Annotated in this window: 19 protein-coding genes and 1 pseudogene; all 20 read right to left on the bottom strand. The window is 63.8% G+C overall.

Translation table 11 applies throughout. The annotated features are described in order from the left end of the window. Positions 1-105 (bottom strand): annotated as a pseudogene (locus C2U70_RS33540) (biotin--[acetyl-CoA-carboxylase] ligase); the annotation flags it as partial. Positions 106-107: 2 nt separating this feature from the next. Further along, complete coding sequence (gene nuoN / locus C2U70_RS22445; RefSeq protein ID WP_140980596.1) at positions 108-1,544, bottom strand: NADH-quinone oxidoreductase subunit NuoN; 1,437 nt, start codon at positions 1,542-1,544, stop codon at positions 108-110. A gap of 25 nt (positions 1,545-1,569) precedes the next feature. After that, positions 1,570-3,078 (bottom strand): NADH-quinone oxidoreductase subunit M, encoded by a 1,509-nt coding sequence (locus tag C2U70_RS22440; protein WP_140980595.1) that lies wholly within the window; start codon positions 3,076-3,078, stop codon positions 1,570-1,572. Further along, entirely contained in the window at positions 3,079-5,148 is a 2,070-nt protein-coding gene (gene nuoL / locus C2U70_RS22435; protein WP_140980594.1) for an NADH-quinone oxidoreductase subunit L, read from the bottom strand. It lies immediately after the preceding gene. Positions 5,149-5,156: 8 nt separating this feature from the next. Continuing rightward, complete coding sequence (nuoK, locus tag C2U70_RS22430) at positions 5,157-5,465, bottom strand: NADH-quinone oxidoreductase subunit NuoK (protein ID WP_008547737.1); 309 nt, start codon at positions 5,463-5,465, stop codon at positions 5,157-5,159. After that, a complete protein-coding gene (locus C2U70_RS22425) occupies positions 5,462-6,100 on the bottom strand; it encodes an NADH-quinone oxidoreductase subunit J (protein ID WP_140980593.1) in 639 nt (212 codons plus the stop codon). Before C2U70_RS22425 ends, nuoK begins: the two co-directional genes overlap by 4 nt. Before the next feature lie 9 nt (positions 6,101-6,109). Beyond that, entirely contained in the window at positions 6,110-6,604 is a 495-nt protein-coding gene (gene nuoI, locus C2U70_RS22420) for an NADH-quinone oxidoreductase subunit NuoI (protein WP_433960699.1), read from the bottom strand. An 8-nt stretch (positions 6,605-6,612) separates the two neighbouring features. Continuing rightward, positions 6,613-7,680 carry an NADH-quinone oxidoreductase subunit NuoH gene (gene nuoH / locus C2U70_RS22415; RefSeq protein WP_140980592.1) on the bottom strand — a complete coding sequence of 356 codons (1,068 nt, stop codon included), beginning with the start codon at positions 7,678-7,680 and terminating at the stop codon, positions 6,613-6,615. Between the two features lie 10 nt (positions 7,681-7,690). Next, positions 7,691-9,766, bottom strand: coding sequence for an NADH-quinone oxidoreductase subunit NuoG (gene nuoG, locus C2U70_RS22410; RefSeq protein ID WP_140980591.1), 2,076 nt, complete (start codon positions 9,764-9,766; stop codon positions 7,691-7,693). Between the two features lie 5 nt (positions 9,767-9,771). Further along, positions 9,772-11,097: an NADH-quinone oxidoreductase subunit NuoF gene (nuoF, locus tag C2U70_RS22405; protein ID WP_140980590.1), complete on the bottom strand. Its 1,326-nt coding sequence runs from the start codon at positions 11,095-11,097 to the stop codon at positions 9,772-9,774. A gap of 15 nt (positions 11,098-11,112) precedes the next feature. After that, a complete protein-coding gene (locus C2U70_RS22400) occupies positions 11,113-11,325 on the bottom strand; it encodes a hypothetical protein (RefSeq protein WP_140980589.1) in 213 nt (70 codons plus the stop codon). Beyond that, complete coding sequence (gene nuoE, locus C2U70_RS22395) at positions 11,325-11,936, bottom strand: NADH-quinone oxidoreductase subunit NuoE (protein WP_140980588.1); 612 nt, start codon at positions 11,934-11,936, stop codon at positions 11,325-11,327. Before nuoE ends, C2U70_RS22400 begins: the two co-directional genes overlap by 1 nt. A 12-nt stretch (positions 11,937-11,948) precedes the next feature. Further along, on the bottom strand, positions 11,949-12,911 hold the full coding sequence (locus C2U70_RS22390; RefSeq protein ID WP_186294409.1) for an FkbM family methyltransferase: 963 nt from the start codon (positions 12,909-12,911) through the stop codon (positions 11,949-11,951). Next, positions 12,911-14,107 (bottom strand): NADH-quinone oxidoreductase subunit D, encoded by a 1,197-nt coding sequence (locus tag C2U70_RS22385; RefSeq protein ID WP_140980586.1) that lies wholly within the window; start codon positions 14,105-14,107, stop codon positions 12,911-12,913. Before C2U70_RS22385 ends, C2U70_RS22390 begins: the two co-directional genes overlap by 1 nt. Before the next feature lie 5 nt (positions 14,108-14,112). Continuing rightward, entirely contained in the window at positions 14,113-14,724 is a 612-nt protein-coding gene (locus C2U70_RS22380; RefSeq protein WP_140980585.1) for an NADH-quinone oxidoreductase subunit C, read from the bottom strand. Between the two features lie 11 nt (positions 14,725-14,735). After that, on the bottom strand, positions 14,736-15,326 hold the full coding sequence (locus C2U70_RS22375; protein WP_433960698.1) for a NuoB/complex I 20 kDa subunit family protein: 591 nt from the start codon (positions 15,324-15,326) through the stop codon (positions 14,736-14,738). Next, positions 15,317-15,682, bottom strand: a complete 366-nt coding sequence (locus C2U70_RS22370) for an NADH-quinone oxidoreductase subunit A (protein ID WP_091886001.1) — start codon at positions 15,680-15,682, stop codon at positions 15,317-15,319. The genes C2U70_RS22375 and C2U70_RS22370 overlap by 10 nt, the downstream gene beginning before the upstream one ends. Before the next feature lie 281 nt (positions 15,683-15,963). Beyond that, positions 15,964-16,173, bottom strand: a complete 210-nt coding sequence (locus C2U70_RS22365; protein ID WP_140980583.1) for a hypothetical protein — start codon at positions 16,171-16,173, stop codon at positions 15,964-15,966. Further along, entirely contained in the window at positions 16,170-17,297 is a 1,128-nt protein-coding gene (locus C2U70_RS22360) for a PepSY-associated TM helix domain-containing protein (protein WP_140980582.1), read from the bottom strand. The genes C2U70_RS22365 and C2U70_RS22360 overlap by 4 nt, the downstream gene beginning before the upstream one ends. Before the next feature lie 22 nt (positions 17,298-17,319). Next, positions 17,320-18,876, bottom strand: a 1,557-nt coding sequence (locus C2U70_RS22355; protein ID WP_140980581.1) for a TonB-dependent siderophore receptor, incomplete at its 5' end; no start/stop codon positions are given.

Below are 18,876 nucleotides of genomic sequence, written 5' to 3'. Positions count from 1 at the left end.
GGCGCGGGCGCGCTCCAGCGCCTCAGCGTTGGTCGAGCCGATCTGGTCGAAGGCGGCGAGCCGGTAGCCCGCCTGGAGAGCGCGATGACCGAGCGCGAAAGCCATCCCTAGAACAGCGACTTGGCTGCCGCACTCGCCATGCTGACGAGCGGCGCCGGATACACGAAGAACAGGATATTGAAGAGACCGGCGACCGCGAGCACCGTGCGCAGCTCGATCCTGACCGGATCGAGCTTGGTCAGCGGCTCGTCAAAATACATCGTCTTGACGATGGTGAGATAGTAGTAGGCGCCCACGACGCTCGTCAGCACGCCGATGACTGATAGCGTGAACAGGTTGGCCTTGATCGCGGCGACGAAGACGTACCATTTGGCAAAGAAGCCGGCGAGCGGCGGAACGCCCGCGAGCGAGAACAGCAGCATCGCGAAGAAGAAGGCGAGCAGCGGGTTGGTGCGCGAGAGTCCTGCGAAATCGCTGATGTTCTCGACGTTCTTGCCGTCGCGCTTCATGGCCAGGATGATCGCGAAGGAGCCGAGCGTCATGGCCACGTAGATCGCGATATAGACCAGCACGCCCTGCGCGCCTTCAGGCGTGCCGGCGGCAAGGCCGACCAGCGCAAAGCCCATGTGGCCGATCGACGAATAGGCCATCAGGCGCTTGATGTTGGTCTGCCCGATCGCGGCAAAGGAGCCGAGCGCCATCGAGGCGATCGCCACGAAGACGATGATCTGCTGCCACTGGCCGATGATGCCCGGGAATGCCGTCAGCGCCACGCGGGTGAACACGGCAAGCGCCGCAACCTTCGGCGCGGAGGCAAAGAACGCGGTCACCGGCGTCGGCGCGCCCTCATAGACGTCGGGCGTCCACATGTGGAACGGCACGGCCGAGACCTTGAAGCAGAGGCCGGCGAGCAGGAAGACCAGGCCGAACACCAGGCCGACATTGGCGTGGGTGGCAGCCGTCGCGATGCCGGCGAAGCTGACGGTGCCGGTGAAGCCATAGACCAGCGAGGAGCCGTAGAGCAGCATGCCCGAGGACAGCGCGCCGAGCACAAAATACTTCAGGCCGGCTTCGGTCGATTTGGCGTTGTCGCGGTTGGAGGACGCCACGACATAGAGCGCAAGCGACATCAGCTCGAGCCCGAGATAGAGCGAGATCAGATCGCCAGCCGAAATCAGCACCATCATGCCGAGCGTCGAGAGCAGCACCAGGATCGCATACTCGAAGATGCGGCGGGACGGGTCGGCCAGGAACTCGGTGGACAGGATCAGCGTCGCGGCCGAGCCGATCAGCGCCAGGATCTTCAGGAAGCGGGCAAAGTCGTCGACGATGAAGCTGCCGCCGAAGGTCACGAGCTTGCCGGCCGGCAGCATCAGCTCCAGCACGCCGGTCAGCACCAGAAGCAGCACCGCGAGCGTGGTGACCGTCCTGGTCGTCCCCTGCCCGCGATAGGCACCCAGCATCAGCAGCGCCATGCTGCCAAGCGCGAGCACGAGCTCGGGCAGCACCGGCCCCAGTTGATATCCTGCAGTCTCAAAGCTCATGGCGATATCCTCACCCTGCCGCGGTTCATTGCAGCAGTGCGGCGGCCTTAACAGCCGAGACCGCGGTGTTGTAGTTGTTGACGAGTTGCTGGACCGAGGCAGCCGACATGTCGAGCACCGGCTTCGGATAGACGCCGAACAGGATGGTCAGCGCGATCAGCGGGAACAGGGTCAGGCATTCACGGAAGGTGAGGTCCTTGATGCTCGACAGCGACGGCTTGACCAGCGCCCCGAACACGACCTTGCGGTAGAGCCAGAGCGCGTAGCCGGCCGACAGGATCACGCCGAAGGTCGCGGCGAACGCGGTCGGGATCGAGACCTTGAAGGTGCCGAGCAGCGTCATGAATTCGCCGACGAAGCCGGAGGTGCCGGGCAGACCGACATTGGCCATGGTGAAGACCATGAAGGTCAGCGCGTAGAGCGGCATCCGGTTGACGAGGCCGCCATAGGCCGCGATCTCGCGGGTATGCATGCGGTCGTAGACGATGCCGACGCAGAGGAACAGCGCGCCCGAAACGATACCGTGCGAGATCATCTGGAACACGCCACCCGCCACGCCCTGAATGGTGCCGGCAAAGATGCCCATGGTCACGAAGCCCATATGCGCGACCGAGGAGTATGCGATCAGCTTCTTCATGTCCTCCTGCATCAAGGCCACCAGCGAGGTGTAGATGATGGCAATGGCCGAGAGCGTGAAGATCAGCGGCGCGAAGTCGTGCGAGGCCAGCGGGAACATCGGCAGCGAGAACCGCAGGAAGCCGTAGCCGCCCATCTTCAGCAGGATCGCGGCCAGGATGACCGAGCCCGCCGTCGGCGCCTCGACGTGTGCGTCGGGCAGCCAGGTGTGCACCGGCCACATCGGCATCTTCACCGCGAAGGAGGCGAAGAAGGCCAGCCACGCCCAGGTCTGCAAGGACCGCGGCACGGCGGTGTGCATCAGGGTCGGGATATCAGTGGTGCCGCCGTTCCAGTACAGCGCCATGATGGCGAGCAGCATCAGCACCGAGCCGAGCAGCGTGTAGAGGAAGAACTTGAAGGACGCATAGACCCGGCGCGGACCGCCCCAGACGCCGATGATCAGGAACATCGGGATCAGGCCGCCTTCGAAGAACAGGTAGAACAGCACGAGATCGAGCGCCGAGAAGGTGCCGACCATCAGCGTTTCCAGGATCAGGAACGCCATCATGTATTCGCGGACGCGCACCGTGACCGACTTCCAGCTCGCGATGATGCAGAACGGCATCAGCGCAGTGGTCAGGATCACGAAGGGCAACGAAATGCCGTCCACGCCCATGTGATAGGTGATGCCGGAGGCGAGCCAGGCGCCCTTCTCGACGAACTGGAAGTCGGCGATCGTCGGATCGAAGCGCCAGACCAGCAGCAGCGACACCGCGAAGGTGATCAGCGTGGTCCAGAGCGCGATCCAGCGCGAGTTGCCCTGGGCGGCCTCATCGTCGCCGCGGCTGACATAGACGATCAGCGCGCCGACCAGCGGCAGGAAGGTGGTGACGGAAAGAATGGGCCAGGTCGTCATTTACTGGCCTCCGAAGCCGAACATGAACCAGGTGATCAGGCCGGCAACGCCGATCAGCATGGCAAAGGCGTAGTGATAGAGGTAGCCGGTCTGGATCTTCACGACGTTGCGGGTGACATCAAGCACGCGCGCCGAGACGCCGTCGGGGCCAAACCCGTCGATGATGAAGCCGTCGCCCTTCTTCCAGAGCTGGTAGCCGATCCACTTCGCCGGACGGACGAAGATGATGTCGTAGAGTTCGTCAAAGTACCATTTGTTGAGCAGGAACTGGTACAGCATCGGCTGGGTGTTCGCGAGCTCGACCGGCAGATAGGGCCGGCGGATGTAGAACAGATACGAGACCAGGAAACCCACCACCATCATGACGGTCGGCAGGAACGCGATCGCCTGCGGGATGTGGTGCATCTCCTCGATGATGTGCGGGTTCATCTTCACGGACTCGCGGAAGAACTCCTCGATGCCGTGACCGGCGAACAGTTCCTTGAACGGAAATCCGGCGACGATGGAGCCGACCGCAAGCGCGCCGATCGGGATCAGCATCCAGAGCGGGGCCTCATGGGCTGCCTCGTAGTGATGCTCGTCATGCGGCTCGCCGTGGAAGGTCTTGAAGATCAGGCGCCAGGAGTAGAACGAGGTCAGGCCCGCCGCGATCACGGTCATCAGGAAGCCGTAGAAGGCGAACGGATTGTGCGCGGCGTAGGCGCTTTCGATGATCGCGTCCTTGGAGAAGTAGCCGGCCGTCAGCGGGAAGCCGGTCAAGGCCAGCGTGCCGACCACCATCACCGCATAGGTGTAGGGGATCTTCTTCCAGAGCCCGCCCATGTTGCGGATGTCCTGCTCGTGGTGCATCGCGTAGATCACCGAGCCTGAGCCTAAGAACAGCAGCGCCTTGAAGAAGGCGTGCGTGAACAGGTGGAACATGCCGACCGAATAGGCCCCTGCCCCCATCGCCACGAACATGTAGCCGAGCTGCGAACAGGTCGAGTAGGCGACGATACGCTTGATGTCGTTCTGCACGAGGCCGACGGTCGCCGCAAAGAACGCCGTGGTCGCACCAAAGAACATCACGACGGCCTGCGCGTTCGGCGCGAGTTCGAACAGCGGCGACAGGCGCGCCACCATGAACACGCCGGCAGTGACCATGGTCGCGGCGTGGATCAGCGCCGAGACCGGGGTCGGGCCTTCCATGGCGTCCGGCAACCAGGTGTGCAGCAAGAACTGCGCCGACTTGCCCATCGCGCCCATGAACAGCAACAGGCAGGTCAGCGTCAGCGCATCCGCCTGCCAGCCGAGGAAGTTGATGGTCTTGCCGGTGAGGCCTGGCGCCGCGTGGAAGATGGTCTCGAAATCGGTCGAGCCGACCAGCGCGAAGATCGCAAAGATGCCGAGCGCGAAGCCGAAATCGCCGACGCGATTGACGACGAAGGCCTTGATCGCCGCCGCGTTGGCCGAGGGCTTCTGGTACCAGAAGCCGATCAGCAGATAGCTGGCGAGACCGACGCCCTCCCAGCCGAAGAACAGCTGCACGAGGTTGTCGGCGGTCACCAGCATCAGCATCGCGAAGGTGAACAGGCTGAGATAGCCGAAGAAGCGCGGACGGTACGGGTCTTCGTCCATGTAGCCGATGGAATACATGTGCACGAGCGAGGACACGGTCGTGACCACGACCAGCATCACGGCGGTCAGCGTATCGACGCGCAGCGCCCAATAGACCTGGAGGTCGCCGGACATGATCCAGGGCAGCAGCGGAATCCGCGCGTCCTGGTGCATGAAGCCGACTTGGACCAGCGTGAACCAGGACAGCGCCGCCGACACGAACAGCAGCCCCGTCGTGATGAGCTCGGCCAGGCGCGAGCCCGCCGCTGGCGGCTCGGAGACGTGGTGATCGTCGTGGCCATGGTCGTCATGGGCGTGGTCATCATGGGCGACGGCGTGCGCGTCACCGTGGCCGTGATCGTCGTGATGCTCGACCGTGTCGCCCGAGGGGTTGCGGGCGTGCCCGCCGAACAGCGCGATCAGGCCTGCCAGAATGGCGCCGAGCAGCGGCAGAAAAACGATTGCCTGAACCATAGCTCCGCTCAGCCCTTCATCAGATTGACGTCCTCAACCGCGATCGAGCCGCGGTTGCGGAAGTAGACCACCAGGATGGCAAGACCGATCGCAGCTTCGGCGGCTGCGACGGTCAGCACCAGCAGCGCGAAGACCTGGCCGACGATGTCGCCGAGGAAGGTCGAGAACGCCACCAGATTGATGTTGACCGAGAGCAGGATCAGCTCGATCGACATCAGGATGACGATGATGTTCTTGCGGTTGAGGAAGATGCCGAGGATCCCCAGCGTGAACAGGATCGCGCCGACCGCCAGATAGTGTCCGAGCCCGATCGTCATTTCACCCACTCCGCCGCGTCGGAATCAGAGAGCCCCTGCCCCGACGTCACCTTGCGCAGTGCCATCGCCATTTCCGGCGTGCGCGCGTTCTGCACGTTGATGTCCTGCCGCTTGACGGAGGCCTTGTGCCGCAGCGTCAGCACGATGGCGCCGATCATCGCGACCAGCAGCACCATACCGGCGAGCTGGAAGTAATGGATGTACTTCGTATAGAGCACGAGGCCGAGCGCCTCGGTGTTGCTGACATTGGCCGGGATCGCCGCCGTGATCGTCTTGGCGACGCCGGGGTTGATGACCCAGAAGCCGACGGTGAGCAGCAGCTCGAACAGGAAGATGCCGCCGATCACGAGGCCGACCGGCAGGTATTCGATGAAGCCCTCGCGCAGCTCCACGAAGTCGACGTCGAGCATCATGATCACGAACAGGAACAGCACCGCGACCGCGCCGACATAGACGACGATCAGGATCATCGCCAGGAACTCGGCACCGAGCAGCACGAACAGGCCCGAGGCGTTGACGAAGGCCAGGATCAGATACAGCACGGAGTGCACGGGATTGCGCGAGACAATCACCATCACCGCCGAGGCGACGCAGACGCCGGCAAACAGGTAGAAGAAGAGCGCGGGAAGGATCATGCCCTCACCTCACCGGTACGGCGCGTCGAGCTCGATCGCCTTGGCGATCTCGCGTTCCCAGCGGTCGCCATTGGCGAGCAGCTTGGCCTTGTCATAGAAGAGCTCCTCGCGGGTCTCGGCCGCAAATTCGAAGTTCGGGCCCTCGACGATGGCGTCGACCGGGCAGGCCTCCTGGCAGAGGCCGCAATAGATGCACTTCACCATGTCGATGTCGTAGCGCACGGTGCGGCGGGTGCCGTCGTTGCGACGGGGACCTGCCTCGATCGTGATGGCCTGCGCCGGGCAGATCGCCTCGCACAGCTTGCAGGCGATGCAGCGCTCTTCGCCGTTTGGATAGCGACGCAGCGCGTGCTCGCCCCGGAAGCGCGGCGAGATCGGGCCCTTCTCGAAGGGATAGTTGAGCGTCGGCTTCGGCTGGAAGAAGTAGCGCATGGCGAGGAAGAACGCCGATACGAATTCCGACAGAAGCAGCGAGTGCGCGGTGGCCTTGACGTTGATACCCATGGCGAGCCTCACTTCGGCGCGATGCCGGCGAAATGCAGAACGCCGGCTACCACGATCACCATCGCCAGCGACAGCGGCAGGAACACCTTCCAGCCGAGCCGCATCAGTTGATCGTAGCGGTAGCGCGGCACGATCGCCTTTGCCATCGCGAACAGGAAGAACATGAAGAACACTTTGAGCGAGAACCAGATGATCCCCGGCACCCAGTTGAAGGGCGGCAGATCCACCGGCGGCAGCCAGCCTCCAAGGAACAGGATCGTCGCCATCGCGCACATCGTGACGATCGCGACATACTCGCCGAGCATGAACAGCAGATACGGCGTCGAGCCGTATTCGACCATGAAGCCCGCGACGAGCTCGGATTCCGCTTCGACGAGATCGAAGGGCGGACGGTTGGTTTCCGCCAGCGCCGAGACGTAGAAGATCACGAACATCGGGAACAGCGGCCAGACGTACCAGTTCAGGATGGTGAGCTGCGGCAGGCCGATCAGGCTCGCAAGACCGCGCACATGCTGGGCCTCGACCACGGCCGACAGGTTCAGCGTGCCGGCGCAGAGCAGCACCGTGATGATGACGAAGCCGATCGAGACTTCGTAGGACACCATTTGGGCCGCCGAGCGCAGCGCGGCCAGGAACGGGTACTTCGAGTTCGACGACCAGCCGGCCATGATGATGCCGTAGATCGACAGCGACGAGATCGCGAAGATGAAGAGGATGCCGACATTGATGTCGGAGATCACCCAGCCGAGATTGGTCGGGATCACCGCCCATGCCGCGAGCGCGAGCACGCATGAGACCAAGGGCGCAAGGAGAAACACGCCCTTGTTGGCGCCGGCCGGAATGATCGGCTCCTTCAGCACGAACTTCAGGAGGTCGGCGAAGGATTGCAGCAGGCCCCACGGTCCCACCACGTTCGGACCGCGCCGGATCTGCACCGCCGCCCAGATCTTGCGGTCGGCGAGCAGGATGTAGGCGATCGCGATCAGGAGCACGACGAGCACGAGGACGCTCTCGGCCACCATGATGATCAGCGGCCAGAGGAAACCGGTCCAGAATGCGCTTTGGAAGAATTCCATCAGATCACACTCACTCCGCTGCCGTCAGCATCTGCCCGGAGGCAAGCCGCGAGCATTCCGCCATCACGGCCGATGCACGCGCGATTGGGTTGGTCAGGTAGAAGTCTTCGACCAGGGGCTTGAACGGCGCCTTCTCCGTCGCGCCGCCCTTGCCGGCGAGGGCCTTGATCTGGTCGGCGGAGCCGGCTTCGATCTGGTCGATGCGGATCAGATGCGGCACCGCCTTGAAGATCGCCTGGCGCAGTGCGGCCAGCGAGTCGTAAGGCAGCTTCTTGCCCAGTGCCTCCGACAATGCGCGAATGATCGCCCAGTCCTCGCGGGCCTCGCCCGGCGGAAACGCCGCGCGGCCGGTCATCTGCACCCTGCCCTCGGTATTGACGTAGATCGCCGACTTCTCGGTGTAGGCGGCTGCCGGCAGGATGACGTCGGCACGATGCGCGCCGCGATCGCCATGGGTGCCGATATAGACCACGAAGGTGCCGTCCGGCGCCTTGATCTCGTCGGCGCCGAGCAGGAACAGCAAGTCCAGCGTGCCGAACGTCGTCATCTGCGCCGCATTCAGCCCACCGCTTCCCGCGGCAAAGCCGATATCGAGCGCGCCGACGCGCGAGGCCGTATCCTGGAGCACGCCAAAGCCGTTCCAGCCGTCCTTCAATGCGCCGACGTCGAGCGCCAGCTTGGCCGCAGCCGCCAGAATGGCCGCGCCGTCATGCCGCGAGGTCGCGCCCGCGCCGACCAGCACGATCGGATGCTTGGCGTTCTTCAGCACGTCCATGAAGGAGTGCTTGCCGGCCGCGAGCTCGCCGAGCGTCTCGGTGCCCGCGCCGATGTGGTCGTAATCATAGGTCAGGTCGGCCTTGGCGCCGATCACGCCGACCTTGAAGCCGCCGGCGCGCCAGCGCTTGCGGATGCGCGCGTTGAACACGGCGGCTTCCTTGCGCGGATTGGCGCCGATGATCAGCAGCGCATCGGCCTGCTCCAGGCCGACGATGGTCGGATTGAAGATGTAGGAGGCGCGGCCAAGCTTGGCATCGAAGGCGTCGCCGCCCTGCACCGCCATATTGGCCGAGCCGTACTTCGCCAGCAGGTCCTTCAGCGCGAACATTTCTTCGACGCCGGCGAGATCGCCCGCAATAGCGCCGATCCGCTTGCCGTCGGAGCGGCCGGCCTTGGAGGCAATCGCGGCAAAGGCTTCGGTCCAGCTTGCGGGGCGCAGCTTGCCGGCTTCACGGATAAAGGGCCGGTCAAGACGCTGCGTGCGCAGGCCGTCGACGACGTGGCGGGTCTTGTCCGAAATCCACTCCTCGTTCACGGCTTCGTTGATACGCGGCAGAATGCGCATCACCTCTCGGCCGCGGGTGTCGACGCGGATCGCCGAGCCGAGGCCGTCCATGACGTCGATCGACTGGGTCTTGCCGAGCTCCCAGGGACGCGCGGCGAAGGCATATGGCTTCGAGGTCAGCGCACCGACCGGGCAGATGTCGACGAGGTTGCCCTGCAATTCCGACGTCAGCGCATGCTCGAGGTAGGTCGTGATCTCCATGTCCTCGCCGCGGCCCGTCGCGCCCATTTCAGGCGCACCGGCAACTTCCGCCGAGAAGCGGACGCAGCGCGTGCACTGGATGCAGCGGTTCATCGACGTCTTGACGAGCGCGCCGAGATACTTGTCCTCGACCGCGCGCTTGTTCTCGGCGAAGCGGCTGGTGTCGACGCCGTAACCCATCGCCTGGTCCTGCAGGTCGCACTCGCCGCCCTGGTCGCAGATCGGGCAGTCCAGCGGGTGGTTGATGAGCAGAAACTCCATCACGCCTTCGCGCGCCTTCTTGACCATCGGCGAACGCGTGGAGATTTCCGGCGGCTCACCCTTGGGACCCGGACGGCAGTCGCGCACGCCCCAGGCGCAGCTTGCGACCGGCTTCGGACCGCCCTTCACCTCGACCAGGCACATCCGGCAATTGCCGGCGATCGACAGCCGCTCGTGGTAGCAGAAGCGCGGAATCTCGGCGCCGGCGGCTTCGCACGCCTGCAGCAGCGTGTACTCCGGCGGGACGTCGATCTCTTTGCCGTCGATGATCAGCTTCGTCATTGCCCTTACTCCGCCGCCACCATGTGAGCGGGATCGCGGACCCCGGCGTCATCGATGTCGGCCTTGCGCGAATATTCGTCGATGCGCGCTTCGATCTCGTGACGGAAATGCGCGATCAGGCCCTGGATCGGCCAGGCCGCCGCATCGCCGAGCGCGCAGATGGTGTGGCCTTCGACCTGCTTGGTCACTTCGAGCAGCATGTCGATCTCGCGCTTGTGGGCGCGGCCCTCGGCCATGCGGGTCAGCACGCGCCACATCCACCCCGTGCCTTCGCGGCACGGCGTGCACTGGCCGCAGCTCTCATGCTTGTAGAAATAGGAGATGCGGGCGATCGCACGGATCAGGTCGGTCGACTTGTCCATCACGATCACGGCCGCGGTACCGAGGCCGGAGCGCAGCTTGCTCAGGCTGTCAAAGTCCATCGGCGTGTCGATGATCTGCTCGGCCGGCACCATGCGCACCGACGAGCCGCCGGGGATCACGGCCTTGAGGTTGTCCCAGCCGCCGCGGATGCCGCCGCAATGCCTGTCGATCAGCTCACGGAACGGAATGCCCATGGCCTCTTCGACGTTGCAGGGCCGCTCGACATGGCCGGAGATGCAGAACAGCTTGGTGCCGACATTGTTCGGACGGCCGATGCCGGCAAACCACGCCGCGCCGCGCCGCAGGATGTCGGGCGCAACCGCAATCGACTCGACGTTGTTGACGGTGGTCGGGCAGCCGAACAGGCCGACATTGGCCGGGAACGGCGGCTTCAGCCGCGGCTGGCCCTTCTTGCCTTCGAGGCTTTCAAGCAGCGCCGTTTCCTCGCCGCAGATGTAGGCGCCGGCGCCGTGCGCGACATAGATGTCGAACGGCCAGCCGGTGACGTTGTCCTTGCCGACGAGCTTGGCCTCATAGGCCTGGTCGATCGCGGCCTGGAGATGCTCGCGCTCGCGGATGAACTCGCCGCGGACATAGATGTAGCAGGCATGCGCGTTCATCGCGAAGCTCGCGATCAGGCAGCCCTCGACCAGGAGATGCGGATCGTGCCGCATGATCTCGCGATCCTTGCAGGTGCCGGGCTCGGACTCGTCGGCGTTGACGACGAGGTAGCTCGGACGACCGTCGGTCGACTCCTTCGGCATGAACGACCATTTCAGCCCGGTCGGGAAGCCGGCGCCACCGCGGCCGCGCAGGCCGGACGCCTTCATCTCGTTGATGATCCAGTCGCGGCCCTTGTCGATGATGGCCTTAGTGCCATCCCAGGCGCCGCGGCGCCGCGCGCCCTCGAGGCCCCAATCATGGAGGCCGTAGAGGTTCTTGAAGATGCGGTCCTTGTCCTCGAGCATTTCAGTGCTTTCCGATCAACGATTGGCCTGCATGTAGGCAAGCCCGGCGGCGCAGCCGGCGAAGGTCAGCGCCCAGAGCAGACTGGATTCCAGCGTCGCACTCAGCGTGTAGCGCTGGAGCAGGAAAATGAACGTGGCGGCCACCACGGCATGCGTGGCGATCAAGCCCCATTTCTTCATGGTGCCGTTCCCCTCCATCGCGATTGCGGGCGCCTGGCGACCACGCATCAGGTGATCTCCTTGAGCGTGGTCGGTCCGGTGATCGGCGCCGAGAACTGGCGGCCGTTCTGCGGACCGGGCTTTGGCGGATTGCCCGAGGCAAAGCCGTCGAGCACCTTGCCAAAACTTTCCTTGGTCAGGTCCTCATAGGTGTCCTTGCCGATCAGCACCATCGGCGCGTTCACGCAGGCACCGAGGCACTCCACCTCTTCCCAACTGAAATTGCCGTCCTTGGAGAGATGGAAGGGCTCGTGGTGGATGCGGTGCTCGCAGACGTGGATCAGCTCCTCGGCGCCGCGCAGCCGGCACGGCGTCGTACCGCAGACCTGGACGTGGGCCTTCTTGCCGACGGGTGCGAGCTGGAACATCGTGTAGAACGTCGCGACCTCGAGCACGCGGATATAGGGCATGTCGAGCATGTCGGCGATGACGCGAATCGCGGCTTCCGACACCCAGCCGTCATGCTGCTCCTGGGCGCGCCACAGGATCGCGATCACGGCCGAGGCCTGACGTCCCGCCGGATATTTTGCGATCTGCTGCTTCGCGAAGGCGAGATTCTCCTCCGTGAACGCAAAACTCGCGGGCTGGACTTCCTTCGGTGCTAATCGGCGGACGGACATCTCTTCGTTCTCTCACTGCATGCGGCGCGCGGATTTCGCATTCAGGGCATCGATCCTGCTCTGCCAGAATGCGCTCGCGGTGCCGAAAACGTTGTACCCGACGTGGGTGGAGACCTTGATGCGATCGAGGATCGACAGCTCGGTCACCGTCTCCAGGCGATTGCTGCGCGGATCGTACACGATCAGCTTCATCGGGGTCTGTTCGAGGATGTAGCGCGACACCGCATGCGTCCGGTCGCTGCCGTGCTCTTCGCACAGAATGACGCTGTCGCCTTCGAGCAGCCGCTTGCCGCCCTTGATAGCCTCGATCTCGACGCCTTCGACGTCGAGCTTGATCAGATATTTGCCGGTGCCCGCGACCTTGCCGTCATCGATGAGATTATCGAGCGCGATGACAGGCACCTCTTCGCCGCCGGCGGACGGATCGCCCGCGATGCTGAAGGCCTCGTGCTTGGTGCCCGACAGCCGCGCCGTGCCGCGCGAAGCGCCGATCGCGCACTTCATCGTCTCGAAGCGGCTGCCGTTGATCTTGGCGTTGTTCGCGAGCTTCGGATAGTTCTGTCCCGACGGCTCGATCGCGATCGCCTTGTGCGCGCCAAACGGCTTGCTGGACACCAGCACCGACCAGTAGCCGTAATTGGCGCCGCAGTCGATCAGCGTGTAGTCGACGTCGGCGGAATCAGAGAACAGCAGCTCCAGCTCGTCCTCGTAGTTATAGGAGCGGTTAAGCAGCTTGCTCCAATAGCCGTCGCCATAGGGGAATTCGAACACGGCGTCAGGATTGAGCTTGATTGCGATGTTGCGCTCGGGAAGCGTTTTCCGCAGCAAATTCGCGCAGGCGATGTAGCCCATATGCGAGAAGTGCGACGAGATCTTTGAACCCGTCACCAGCGCCAAGGCAGCCGTCCGCTCCCACAGGTTGGCTCCTTCGAGAGCCCCCGAGGCACGGTCAAACTGGATTGGCGCCTGCGCCATCACCGATCGACCTCTCCGAACACAATGTCGAGCGAGCCGAGAATGGCCGAGACGTCGGCGAGCAGATGGCCCGTGCAGATGTGGTCCATCGCCTGCAGATGGGCAAAGCCCGGCGCGCGGATCTTGCACTTGTAGGGCTTGTTGGTGCCGTCGGAGACCAGATAGACGCCGAACTCGCCCTTCGGCGCCTCGACCGCGGCATAGACTTCGCCGGCCGGCACGTGGACGCCCTCGGTGTAGAGCTTGAAGTGATGGATCAGCGCTTCCATCGAGCGCTTCATCTCGCCACGGCGCGGCGGCGCGACCTTGTTGTCCTCGACGACGACAGGCCCCTTCCCGTCGGCAGCGTTCATCTTCTGGATGCACTGCTTCATGATGCGCACGGACTGACGCATCTCTTCCATGCGGATCAGATAGCGGTCGTAGCAGTCGCCGTTCTTGCCGATCGGAATGTCGAACTCCATCTCGGCGTAGCATTCATAGGGCTGCGACTTGCGCAGGTCCCAGGCCGCGCCGGAGCCGCGCACCATCACGCCGGAGAAACCCCACTCCCAGGCTTCCTTCAGCGACACCACGCCGATATCGACGTTGCGCTGCTTGAAGATGCGGTTGGCGGTGAGCAGACGGTCGAGGTCGTCGACCACTTTCAGGAACGGATCGCACCAGGCCTCGATGTCGTCGACCAGCTTCTGCGGCAGGTCCTGATGCACGCCGCCGACGCGGAAGAAGGCTGCGTGCATACGGCTGCCCGAGGCGCGCTCGTAGAACACCATCAGCTTTTCGCGCTCTTCAAAACCCCACAGCGGCGGGGTCAGCGCGCCGACGTCCATCGCCTGCGTGGTGACGTTCAGGAGATGCGAGAGAATGCGCCCGATCTCGCAGTAGAGCACGCGGATCAACTGTCCCCGGCGCGGCACCTCGATGCCGAGCAGCTTCTCCGCCGCGAGACAGAAGGCATGCTCCTGATTCATCGGCGCGACGTAGTCGAGCCGGTCGAAGTATGGAATCGCCTGGAGATAGGTCTTCTGCTCGATCAGCTTTTCGGTGCCGCGGTGAAGCAAGCCGATATGCGGATCGACACGGGCCACGACCTCGCCGTCGAGTTCGAGGACGAGTCGCAACACACCGTGGGCCGCCGGATGTTGCGGTCCAAAATTGATCGTGAAGTTACGGAGATTTTCCGGTTGTTCATTCATGATGATCAGACCTTCGGCCCCGCCTTTTCATCACCCGGAAGGGGGTAATCCGCCCCCTCCCACGGCGACAAGAAATCGAACTTGCGGAATTCCTGGTTGAGCCTGACAGGCTCGTACACCACCCGCTTCTCCTGGTCGTCGTAGCGAACCTCGACGAAGCCGGTGGTCGGGAAATCCTTGCGCAGCGGATGCCCCTCGAAACCGTAGTCGGTGAGGATGCGGCGCATGTCGGGATGGCCGACGAAGATCACGCCATAGAGGTCGTAGGTCTCGCGCTCGAACCAGTCGGCGCCCGGAAACACCTCGATCAGCGACGGCACCTGCGTGGTCTCGTCGGCCTGCGCCTTGAGGCGGATGCGCGTGTTCAGGGTCGGCGACATCAAGTGATAGACCACGTCGAAGCGCTTCTCGCGCGACGGATAGTCCACCGCGGTCACGTCGGTGAAGTTGACGAAGCGGCAATTCGAATCGTCGCGCAGGTACTTTACCACCTCGACGATCTTGCCGGCCTCAACGTCGACCGTGAGCTGGTTGAAGGCCACCGAGTGACCGAAAGCGGCGCCCGGAAGCGCGCTCACGATCGTCTGCCCCAGGGCGTCGAGCTTGCCGTCGTCCATGACGTAAAACCTTAGCGTTCGATGGTGCCGGTGCGCCGGATCTTTTTCTGCAGCAGCAGCACGCCGTAGAGCAGCGCTTCCGCCGTGGGCGGGCAGCCCGGCACATAGATGTCGATCGGCACGATGCGGTCACAGCCGCGCACGACCGAGTAGGAATAGTGATAATAGCCGCCGCCATTGGCGCAGGAGCCCATCGAGATAACGTAGCGCGGCTCGGGCATCTGGTCGTAGACCTTGCGCAAGGCCGGGGCCATCTTGTTGGTCAGGGTGCCCGCGACGATCATCACGTCGGACTGGCGCGGCGAGGCACGCGGGGCGAAGCCGAAGCGCTCGACGTCGTAGCGCGGCATCGAGACCTGCATCATCTCGACCGCGCAGCAGGCGAGACCGAAGGTCATCCACATCAGCGAGCCGGTGCGCGCCCAGGTGATGAGGTCGTCGGTCGCGGCGACGAAGAAACCCTTGTCGGAGAGCTCGGAATTGACCTCGAGGAAGAACGGGTCATTGGCGCCGACCGGCTTGCCGGTCGCGGGGTCGAGGATGCCCTTCGGGGCCGGCGTCACCAGCGGACCGGTGGACTGCGTGGCAGGGTTCAATCCCATTCGAGCGCCCCTTTCTTCCATTCATAGGCAAACCCCACCGTCAGCACGGCGAGGAACACCACCATGGACCAGAAGCCCGTCGCACCGAGCTTGCCGAACGCCACCGCCCAGGGGAACAGGAACGCCACCTCGAGGTCGAAGATGATGAAGAGGATGGCGACCAGGTAGAAGCGGACGTCGAACTTCATCCGGGCGTCGTCGAAGGCGTTGAAACCGCACTCATACGCCGACAGTTTTTCCGGGTCCGGCTGCTGGAACGCCACGATGAAGGGGGCGATCAGCAGCACCAGGCCGATCAGGCCGGCTACCCCTATAAAGACGACAAGTGGAAGATAGTTCTCGAGAATGCCGCTCATTGACGAGCCCTTTTTCCCGCAGCCTCGGGAGAGCCACGGATTCGTCCGATTTGGAATTATTCTGAGCCTTAGCGCAGTGCACCAAGGGGCGCAAGACACGCTGTTTTTAGGCCCTTTGCCGCCCCCAGAACAGTGGAAACCCGGACGGAAACCGGGAATCGTCCCGCCGCTGGTATGGAGCAGATCAGCACCCCCAGCAAGGCAAGTGCTGTCGGCCGAAAGGGCTCCAAGCCACAATTCCGAGCCGGTGTGGCGACTTATCCACTGTGGGCCGCCGCCCCCTATTGATGGCGCTTTTGCAGCCGGCGGCACAGCCAGACCCAGCCAACGATTGCCACGGGCGCGCCGACTGTCACCCAAGCAATATATTTGCCGACGTCAGCCCAGATCAGCGCCGCCAGCAGGCCGATCGTGGTGAGCACGCCGAGCAGGATGGGAACGCCGAAGACACGGAGCCATGGGCGCAATCGGTCGGGCGAGCCATGCATCACGACGGGATCGGGGCGCGTGCACCGTATGGGCGGGCCGGCACGCGTTTGCGGCGCCGCGCCACCCACAGATAGAGCCCACTGCCGATCACAATCATGGTCAGCACGTCGAGCGCCGCCCAGATGATCTTCAGGGGCATGCCGCCATAGTCGCCGAAGTGCAGCGGCTGCGAGATCAGCAGTGCTTGCAAATAGACCGGCAGAGCGCGGCTGTCGGCAACCTCTCCCGTCTCGCCATCCAGCAACACTGGCTTCAACAGCCGCGCCGTCAGCGGCGTGTCGCCGCGCATGAACACCGCAAAATGGTGTGACGACGTGAATGGTGTTCCCGGGAAGGCGATGAAGGCCATGTCCATGCCGGGCGCGGTCGCCCTGGCGCGGGTGACGACCGTGTCGAGGGAGGCAAGTTGTGTCGGCGGCGGCTTGCCGGCGAAGGGCGCGACCATGACGGCGAGCTCGTTGGCCTTCCACTGGTTGAGCATCAACTCGGCCCAGGTGTTGACGACGCCGGTCAGCCCGACCACCAGCGCCCAGGCGATCGTGACGACGCCGATCAGATTGTGCCAGTCGAGCCACCCCACACGCCGCGAGGTGCAGTCGCGAATGGTCGCAAAGCGCAGACGGCGGGTGAACGGCCAGTAAAGCACCACGCCGGAGATGATCGCCACCGCAAACAGCAGGCCCATGCCGCCGAGAAAGAGTTTGCCGGGTTGGCCTGCGAACATGTCCACATGCAGCTTCAGCACGATCAGCATGGGACCGACGCCGACCGGTCCCAGCATCTTGGTCGTGACGGCATCGAAAGCCCGCACCGTCGCCTTGTCGGGCTCGCCGTTCGGCGCGCTGTTGGTGAAAGCGAAGGCGATGCCCGGCTCGTCCTTGTCCCAGGAGATATATTGCAGCACCCGGCCCGGATCGGCCGTGAGCGCGGAGTTGGCGATTGCTTGCGTCGTTGCCTTCACGCCTGAGTGCATCTCGGGTTGAGGCGCATAGCCCAGGAGCTCGTCGATCTCATGGTGGAAGATCAACGGCAGCCCGGTCAGGCAGAGCAGAAACAGGAATAGGGTCGAGATCAGGCTGGTCCAGGTGTGGACCGCGGACCAGGTCCTGACGGTGCGCGCCTTCACGAAACGGTCCCCTCGCCTCCCGTCACCACTTGTAGGACACGCTCGCCGTGACCCGCCGGCGGTCGCCATAGAAGCAGGCCGTGACGCCGGCGCAGCTTGCGACATAGGTCTTGTCAGTCACGTTGATCACGTTCAGCGCCGTTCGCCAGTTCTGCCACTCATAGTGCAGGGCCAGGTCGCCGAGCACGACGGCGGGGACCTCGAGCGTGTTGGCCGCGTCGGCCCAGGAGGAGCCGACATAGCGCACGCCGCCGCCGACGCCGAAGCCGGTCAACGGCCCCTGCTTGAAGGTGTAATCCGCCCAGCCCGACACCAGCATCTGCGGCGTATTGGTCGGAGTCTTGCCGATGAGTGCCGGATCGAGGTCCCTGCTGGTGAAGAGATGATAGCTGGTGAACGCGCCGATCAGCTTCAGCTCGGACGTGACATTGGCCACCGCTTCGATCTCGATGCCGCGCGACGTGACCTCGCCGGTCTGGTTCTGCAGCAAAAAATTGTTCGGATCGGTCGTCAGCGCGTTCTGGCGCTTCAGGTTGAACGCGGCGACCGTGAAGTAGCCGTCGAACCAGCGCGGCTGGACCTTCAGGCCGATCTCGACCTGCTTGCCGGTTTCCGGCAGCAGCAACTGGTTTGCCGCATTCAGCCCGATGACGGGGTTGTAGCTCGTCGCATAGGAGACATAGGGCGCCAGCCCATTGTCGAAATTGTAGATCAGGCCGGCGCGTCCACTGAACTGGCTGTCGTCGCGCTGGGCGACCAGGGCGCCGGTCGCGCGATTGTCCTGGCTGGTCGAAACCCAGTCGTTGCGGCCGCTGAGCACCAGCGTGAAGTTGCCGAGCTTCATCTGGTCCTGAAGGTAAGCGCCGGCCTGCTTCTGCGTGATGACGAAGTTGCGGAACGGCGTGCTCGTGAACGGAATGTCGCCGATCCCGTAGACGGGATTGAAGATGTTGAGCGCGGGAACCGTCCCGAACTGGAAGTTCTGGTAGTCGTCGATCCGGTAGCTCCGCAAGTCCACGCCAAACAATGTCGTGTGCTTCACGGGGCCGGTGTCGAAGCGATATTCGAGCTGATTGTCGAGGTTGGCCTGATTGGCGGTGTCCTTCGCATACCAATTGTAGCGCGCGATATCGCCGGTCGCGATGTTGGAATAGCCGTTGGCGACATAGCCGCGATAGGTCACGTCGACATGCGCGAACCGTGCGTTCTGGCGGAACGTGACCCTGTCGGTGAGGTTGCGCTCGAACTGATAGCCGATCATCTCCTGCTCGCGCGTGAACTTGTCGGAGCTGGGATCGCCCAGGAACCTGTTCGTCGGGATGCGGCCGAACGGTGCATTCGTCACCGTGCCGACATAGGGCAGGAAATTGATGCCGCGCGTATCGGTCCGCGAGGCCGATGCCAGCACGGTGAAGGTCGTGTCGGCGTCCGGCTTCCAGGTCACTGACGGCGCGATGAAGTAGTTGTTGTCTTGCGTGAACTCGACCTGGGTGGGACCGTTCTGCACCTGCCCGACAACGCGGTAGAACAGCTTGCCGTTGCCGCTCTGCGTCAGGACGGGACCGCCGACATCGAAACC

It is taken from the genome of Bradyrhizobium guangdongense (genome assembly GCF_006483445.1).
GTDB lineage: Bacteria > Pseudomonadota > Alphaproteobacteria > Rhizobiales > Xanthobacteraceae > Bradyrhizobium > Bradyrhizobium guangdongense_A.
The sequence above is the reverse complement of the archived record's forward strand: the minus strand, read 5'-3'. Positions and strand labels throughout refer to the sequence as shown.